Here is a 1,453-nt window from a genome sequence, read left to right on the forward strand (position 1 = left end):
TACTCCAGTCTGGTTTCGCGATCTTGTGGCCGTACCCGGTCGGAAACGGGTACGGCCACCGCGTGATCATCGGTTGGTGTGTGGACAAACGAAGATCGTGCGGTGGCCGCGGGCCATAGCGTAGACCCTGCCCGCTGGCGGGAGATGTTCGACCAGGTCATGGCCCGGATCGCAGGCCGCTTCGGCCGAGTCGAGCCGAGAGCGAGTGCCCGTGCCTATCTGCTCGGGCTGCTGTCGCAAGCAGAGCGGAAGAACTGCTGGCAGCTGGCCGAACAGGCCGGCCTGTCCCGGCCGGGGCCGATGCAGCGGCTGCTGCGCTACGCCCGCTGGGACGCTGACGCCGTCCGCGACGACCTGCGCGCCTACGCCGTCGAACACCTCGGCACCGACGGCGGTGTCCTCATCGTGGACGAGACCGGCTTCGTGAAGAAGGGCCACGCCTCGGCGGGCGTGCAACGGCAGTACACCGGCACTGCGGGCCGCGTCGAGAACTCCCAGGTCGGGGTCTTCCTCGCCTATGCCACCAGCCGGGGGCGGACGTTGATCGACCGCCGGCTCTACCTGCCCGAGCACTCCTGGTGCGCTGACGCCGAGCGCCGCCACGCGGCGGGGATACCCGACGAGGTGCAGTTCCAGACCAAACCCCGCCTGGCCTGGGAGATGATCGCTGCCACGCTGGATGCCGGGATGCAGGCGCGGTGGGTGACCGGCGACGAAGCCTACGGACAGGACCCGCAGCTTCGCGCCTCCCTGGAAGCGCGCGGCACCGGCTACGTGCTGGCCGTCGCCTGCTCGACGCGGGTGCGGATCAACCACGGCCGCACCACCATTCGCGCGGACACCGTCGCCGACCGCCTGCCCGCCACCGCCTGGCAGCGGCACAGCGCCGGAGCCGGTGCGAAGGGCCCGCGCTACTACGACTGGGCCTGGATCCACATCGGCACCGGCAGCCACCGTCACCTGCTCATCCGCCGCAACCGCACCACTGGAGAACTCGCCTTCTACCTGTGCTGGTCACCCACCACGGTCACCCTTGCCGAGCTGGTCCGCGTCGCCGGTGTCCGCTGGAGCGTCGAGGAGTGCTTCCAGGCCGCCAAGAGCCAGGTCGGACTCGACCACTACCAGGTCCGCAACTGGGCCTCGTGGCACCGGCACATCACACTCGCCATGCTCGCCCTGGCCTTCCTGACCGCCGTCGCCGCCGACTCGGCGCCCGAGCGACCCGCCCCGCCGGCCCACCTCACCCGCGCTCACCCCCCGATCAAGCTGACCGTCCCGGAGATCCGACACCTACTCACCGCCGTCTTCAACACACCAGCCGTGTCAGCGGCCAAGCTGCTGCACTGGTCCAACTGGCGGCGACAACACCAGGCGACAGCCCGCCACAGCCACTACCGACGACGCTCCGCCGACGAACCGACTGGATAGATCACGAAACCGCACTGGAGTACTA

General features: G+C 69.6%; 1 pseudogene. It reads left to right on the top strand.

Going from position 1 to position 1,453, the window contains the following annotated elements:
* Window positions 1–144: 144 nt before the first annotated feature.
* Window positions 145–1,230: pseudogene (locus AC5WS8_RS39115) on the top strand (IS701 family transposase); the annotation flags it as partial.
* Window positions 1,231–1,453: the final 223 nt, after the last annotated feature.

It is taken from the genome of Streptomyces sp. PTL18 (assembly GCF_059510295.1).